Below are 6,224 nucleotides of genomic sequence, written 5' to 3' on the forward strand. Positions count from 1 at the left end.
GATCGCGACCATCGCACCGCCGAGCGGCAGCGCCTGCATGAGACGGCCACGCGCGGCCACAATCATGCAGGCATCCGCGAGCGACCACACACCCGCGACGTGAGCCGCCGTCAGCTCGCCGATGGAATGACCGGCCACACAGTCCGGGCGGACACCCCACGCTTGGAGAGTGCGCCAGAGCGCCACTCCGACGGCGAACAACGCCGGCTGGGCATAAGCCGTCTGAGCCAGCAGGCCCTCCTCGGGTGACCCCGGCTCCGCCGCCATCACCTCGGCCAACGACCTGTCCAGGAGGCCGTCGAACTGCGCACACACCTCGCCGAACGCGTCCCTGAAAACGGGAAACGCCGCGCACAGCGCCAAACCCATGCCGACGCGCTGCGAACCCTGACCGGAGAACAACGCGCCGATGCGAGGGGGTGCCAGCGAGTGGCCCCGGCGGACGTTCGGATGGTCCTCGCCTCGGGCCACGGCCGTCAGGCTTTCGAGGAGTGTGGCGCGGTCCCCGCCGGTGATCACGGCGCGGTCGTCCAGGAGGGCGCGGGTGGTCACCAGCGAGCGGGCGATGTCCGTGCTGTCGAGGTCCGGTCGAGTGCTCAGGAACTCGGTGAGGCGGGCCGCCTGGGCGCGCAGGCCGGCCGCGCCCCGACCCGACAGCACCCAGGGCACGACGAGGAGGCCGGGTCCGTCGGCGGCCGGCCCGTCGGGCGGTTCCGGAGGTTGTTGTTCCAGGACGACGTGCGCCAGTGTGCCGCCGACGCCGAAGGAGGACACTCCGGCCCGCCTTGGGTGGTTCGTGTCGGGCCACTGGCGGGCCTCGGTGAGCAGCCGCACGTCACCCGAGGACCAGTCCACGAACGGCGAGGGCTCCGCGCAGTGCAACGTCTTCGGCAGCACGCCGTGCCGCATCGCCTGCACGGTCTTGATCACGCCGCCGACGCCGGCTGCGGCGTGCGCGTGGCCGATGTTGGACTTCAACGTGCCCAGCCACAGCGGTTCCCGGTCGGCGCGGTGCTGGCCGTAGGTCGCCAGCAGCGCCTGGGCCTCGACCGGGTCGCCCAGCACGGTGGCGGTGCCGTGCGCCTCCACTGCGTCCACTTCGGACGGTGTCAGGCCGGCGTTCGCCAGTGCCTGCCGGATGACGCGTTGCTGGGAGAGGCCGTTGGGTGCGGTCAGACCGTTGGACGCGCCGTCGCTGCCCATGGCGTTGCCGCGCACGACGGCGAGCACGCGGTGACCGTTGCGTCGGGCGTCCGAGAGGCGTTCCAGCAGCAGAACGCCGACGCCCTCCGACCAGTTCGTGCCGTCCGCCTTCGCCGAGAACGAGCGGCACCGGCCGTCGGAGGACAGGCCGCGCTGCCGGCTGAACTCGATGAAGCCGACGGGTGTGGCGAGCACGCCGACGCCGCCGGTGACGGCGAACTCGCACTCCCGGTTGCGCAGCGACTGGCACGCCAGGTGCAGTGCGACCAGCGAGGACGAGGATGCGGTGTCGACCGAGACGACCGGGCCCTCGAAACCGAAGACGTAGGACACCCGGCCCGAGATGACCGCGATCGAGTTGCCGGTGAGGATGTAGCCCTCCACCTCGGCCGGACCGTGTTCGAAGTGCGAGGCGTAGTCGTTGAACATCGCGCCGACAAACACGCCGGTCTGGCTGCCGCGCAACGACAACGGGTCGATCCGCGCGTTCTCGACGGTCTCCCAGGTCGTCTCCAGCAGCAGCCGCTGCTGCGGGTCCATCGCCAACGCCTCGCGCGGGCTGATCTTGAAGAACCGCGCGTCGAAGTCCGCCACGTCGTGCAGGAAGCCGGCGACCCGCACGTAGGAGGTGCCGGGGTGGTCGGGGTCGGGGTGGTAGAGCGCGTCGAGGTCCCAGCCGCGGTCGGTCGGGAAGTCCGAGACGGCGTCGATCTCCTGCTCCACCAGGCTCCACAGGTCATCTGGCGACCGGACGCCGCCGGGATACCGGCAGCCCATGCCGATGATCGCGATCGGCTCCGAGGACGCCTCGGCCAGTTCCCGGTTGCGTTCCCTGAGCAGTTCGACTTCCTTGAGGGACGCGCGTAGCGCTTCGACCAACTTCTCCGTGGGCACCGTCATCGCGACGTCCTCACTGCGTGGGTGGCTGGTGGGTGTCGTGGTCGAGGGCCATGCTGATCAGGTCGGCCACGTCGGCCTGATCGATGGACCGGACCCGGTCGAGGATCGTGGGGGCCGGCCTGTCCTCGCCCTGCTCGGCCAGCCGCAGCAGGACGTCGGTGAGGCGGGCCTCGCGCAGGCGGGCCGGCGGGATGGTGGCGAGGAGCCGCCGGAGTTCGGTGTCGCTCAGGTCGGTCTCGGCGCCGGCCGTCGAGCGCGGTTCGCCCTCCGGCGCAGCGTCCCCGGACAGTTCGGTGCGCAGGTGGTCGGCGAGCGCGGCGGGCGTCGGATAGTCGAAGGCGAGCGCGGGTGGCAGCCGCAGGCCCGTCGCCGTGTTCAGGCGGTTGCGGAGTTCGACCGCGGCGAGCGAGTCGAAGCCGAGGTCCTTGAGGGATCGTTGCGGCTCGATCGTGTCGGCCGCCGCGTGTCCGAGCACGGTCGCCACGTGGCCGCGCACCAGTTCCAACAGGACGTGGCCGCGCTCGGTGTCGGGCAGGCCGGCTAGCCGGTGCCGCAGGGTCGCCGCGCCGGACGTGGTGACGCCGCGGTCGGAGCGTCGGCCGGTCGGTGCGCGGACGAGATCGTTGAGGACGCTGGGGATCTGGCCGGCGGCGGCCTCGGCGCGGAGCCGGACCTGGTCGAGCCGCAGGGGGACGAGGACTGGCTCGCCGACCGTGAGGGCCGTGTCAAACAGGGCCAGCCCCTCGGCCGGGGAGAGGCCGACCGCTCCGCCGCGCGTCGGGCGGTCCGTGCCGGTGGCCGCGGCCAGGCCGAGCCCGTCGCGATCGCCCCAGGGGCCCCAGGCCAGGGAGACCGCTGGCAGACCGAACGAGGACCGGTAGGTCGCCAGGGCGTCCAGGAAGACGTTGGCCGCCGCGTAGCCGCCCTGGCCGCCGCCGCCCAGCGTGCCCGACGCCGACGAGAACAGGGCGAAGAACGCGAGGTCCAGGTCGCGGGTCAGCTCGTGCAGAAGCCAACCGCCGGACACCTTCGGCCGGAACACCCTGCCGACCTGGTTCGAGGAGAGTCCGGACACCAGGCCGTCGTCCAGCACACCGGCCGCGTGCACCACCCCGACAAGCGGGTGCCGTTTCTTGGCCACCGCAAGCACCTTCTCGACGGCGGCGCGGTCCGCGATGTCGCACGCGGCGACCGTCACCTCGGCCCCGAGAGCCGTCAGCTCGCCGACCAGGCCACTCGTGTCGACGCCGGCGCGCCCCAGCAGGGTGAGGTGGCGAACGCCGTGCGCGGCGACGAGATGCCGCGCGACCAGCCCGCCGAGCGCGCCGAGGCCGCCGGACACGAGCACGGTCCCGTCGCGGTCGAGCGGGACCGGCACGGTGAGCACGACCTTGCCGATGTTGCGGGCCTGTTGCAGGTGCCGGAACGCCTCAGGGGCGCGGCGGATGTCCCAGGTGGTGATCGGCGGGAGATCGAGGACGCCGCGGTCGAACAGGTCCATGACCTCGGCGAGCAGGCGCCCGATGCGCTCGGGACCCGCCTCCATCAGGTCGTACGCCTGGTAGCGGACCGTTGGGTGGTCGCGTTGGACGTCCGCGCGCTCGCGGAGGTCGGTCTTGCCCATCTCCAGGAACCGGCCGCCGCGCGGCAGCAGCGACAGCGACGCGTCGACGAACTCCCCGGCGAGGGAGTTCAGCACGACGTCGACGCCTCTCCCGTTGGTGGCGGCCAGGAACTGGTCGCGGAAGTCGAGGGTGCGGGAGGACGCGATGTGGTCGTCGGCAAGGCCCTGCGCGCGCAGCACGTGCCACTTGCCCCGGCTGGCGGTGCCGTACGGTTCCGCACCGAGGTGTTTGAGCAGTTGCCCCGCGGCCATGCCGACGCCGCCGGCCGCCGCGTGCACCAGGACCGACTCGCCGGGGCGGACATCGGCCAGGTCGACCAGCCCGTAGTACGCGGTGAGGAACGTCGTCGGCACGGAGGCCGCCTGCGCGAACGTCCAAGCGGCCGGAAACCTCGACAGCACACGGTGATCGGCGACGGCGACCGGGCCGAACGCCCCGGTGAACAGGCCGGCGACGCGGTCGCCGACGGCGAGGCCGGTCACCTCGGGGCCGACCTCCATGACGATTCCGGCCCCCTCGCTGCCGAGGGAGGCCGCGCCCGGGTACATGTCCAGGGCGATCAACACGTCCCGGAAGTTCAGCCCGGCGGCGCGGACCGCGACGCGGACCTGGCCGGGTTGCAGCGGCGCAAGGGCTTCCTGGGCCGGCACGAGCCGGAGGTTGTCGAGGGTGCCCCTGGCCGTGACGTCCAGGCGCCACGCGGTCGCGTCGTCGGGCGCAGCCAGCAGTCCTGGCGGGACGCCCCTGGCCAGGCGCGGCAGGTGCGTTCGGCCCGCGCGCACGGCCAGCTGCGGCTCGCCAGAGGCCAGCGCGGCGTGCACCGCCCGGTACGACTCGGGCAGGCCGTCGACGTCGAACAGCACCACGGTGTTCGGGTGCTCGGTCTGGGCCGACCGCGCGAGGCCCCAGACCGGCGCGGTGGCCAGGTCGGGTGGGCCATCGCCGGGCTGGACGACGACGGCGCGGCGGGTCACCAGCACCAGGCGCGAGGCCTCGAGTCGTTGGTCGGCAAGCCATTCCTGGATCAGCGCCAGCGCCGCGTGCGTGGCTTTCTCGGCCGCGTCGGGGATCGCGCCGGGTGTTGCGTTGTCATGGTCCAGCGGGGCCAGGACGACGGCTGGGGCCGGGTGCCCCGCCGCGATCGCGGCTCGGAGGGCGGCAAGGTCCGGGTAGCCAGTCGCGGGGACGCCGAGCGCCGCAGTCCAGGCGGGATCGTCGACGCCGAGAAAGGCCACCGCGCCAACGGGTTCCGGATCGGTGGCAGGGAGCGGCGACCAGGTCTGGCGGAACATCGAGTCGTTGTCGGCGCCGGCCGTCGGCCGCAGCTGCGCCGCCGAGACCGGGCGACGGACCAGCGCCTCGACGGTCAGGATCGGCATGCCGGACTCGTCGGTGGCCGTCACGGACACGGTGTCGGGCGCCGGTCGGGTGAGGTGCGCCCTGAGGGTGCTGGCGCCGGTCGCGTATCGGGTCACGCCGGTCCAGGAGAACGGCAGGGCGGTGCCGTCGGTCTCGTCGGCGGTCGCGGCAAGGCTGTGCAGGGCCGCGTCCAGGAGCGCGGGGTGCAGGTCGTGGTCGGCGGCGTTCTCGGCGCAGTCGTCCGGGAGCCGGACCTCCGCGAACAGGTCGTCGCCGCGCCGCCACACCGCCGTCAGTCCTTGGAAGGCCGGTCCGTAGGAATAGCCCCGGTCGGCCAGTCGGTCGTACCAGTCGGCGAGCCCTGTCGGTGTCGCACCGGTTGGCGGCCAAGGAGTTGCGACGGGCGGTTCGGCCTCGGTGTTCTGGGACAGCACGCCGCTGGCGTGCCGGGTCCATGGCACGTCGGTGCGGCCGGCGGGAGTGTCGTGGCGCGAGTGGATGCGGAAGGCCCGGCTGGCGCTGTCATCCGGGCCGTCGACGGACAGTTGGAGTTGGACGCCGCCGTCGGCGGGGAGGATCAGCGGGGCCTCCTGGATGAGCTCGTCGATTCGGTCGCAGCCGACGTGCGCGCCGGCCCGGAGGGCGAGATCGACGAAGGCCGTGCCGGGTAGGAGAACCGTGCCCAGCATGGCGTGGTCGGCCAGCCAGGGTTGCGCGGTCAGGGAAAGCCGGCCGGTGAGCAGGACGCCGTCGCCGTGGGCCAGCGGGACGGCAGCGCTCAGGAACGGGTGACGAGGGTCGGTCGCGCCGGCCGGGGCGTCCGTTTCGGTCGGGCTGTGTCCGGCGTCGAGCCAGTAGCGCTGACGTTGGAAGGCGTAGGTGGGGAGGTCCGTGTGCCGTGCCTGGCCGGCGAAGTAGGCGCGCCAGTCGACGGGAACGCCGGCGGTGTGGGCTTGGGCCAGGGCGTCGAGGAGGGATTCCGGTTCCTCACGGCCTTCGCGGAGGGTCGGGATGAAGTCGATCGTGTCGGCGGCGACGCCTCGACCGAGGGCGCTGAGAACTCCTCCCGGGCCCAACTCCAGGACCACGCCGACGCCGGTGACGGTGAGCGCGTTGATGCCGTCGGCGAAGCGGACC

At 72.9% G+C, this 6,224-nt stretch carries 2 protein-coding genes; both read right to left on the minus strand.

What is annotated here, in order from left to right; genetic code table 11:
* Nucleotides 1–2,097 (minus strand): type I polyketide synthase (locus tag F0L68_RS40760; protein WP_438672356.1); only part of this gene is annotated, 2,097 nt, incomplete at its 3' end.
* Nucleotides 2,098–2,113: 16 nt separating this feature from the next.
* On the minus strand, nucleotides 2,114–6,224 hold a 4,111-nt coding region (locus F0L68_RS40765; RefSeq protein ID WP_149855275.1), incomplete at its 5' end, for an SDR family NAD(P)-dependent oxidoreductase.

The sequence above is a fragment of the Solihabitans fulvus genome (genome assembly GCF_008386585.1).
Taxonomy (GTDB): domain Bacteria; phylum Actinomycetota; class Actinomycetes; order Mycobacteriales; family Pseudonocardiaceae; genus Solihabitans; species Solihabitans fulvus.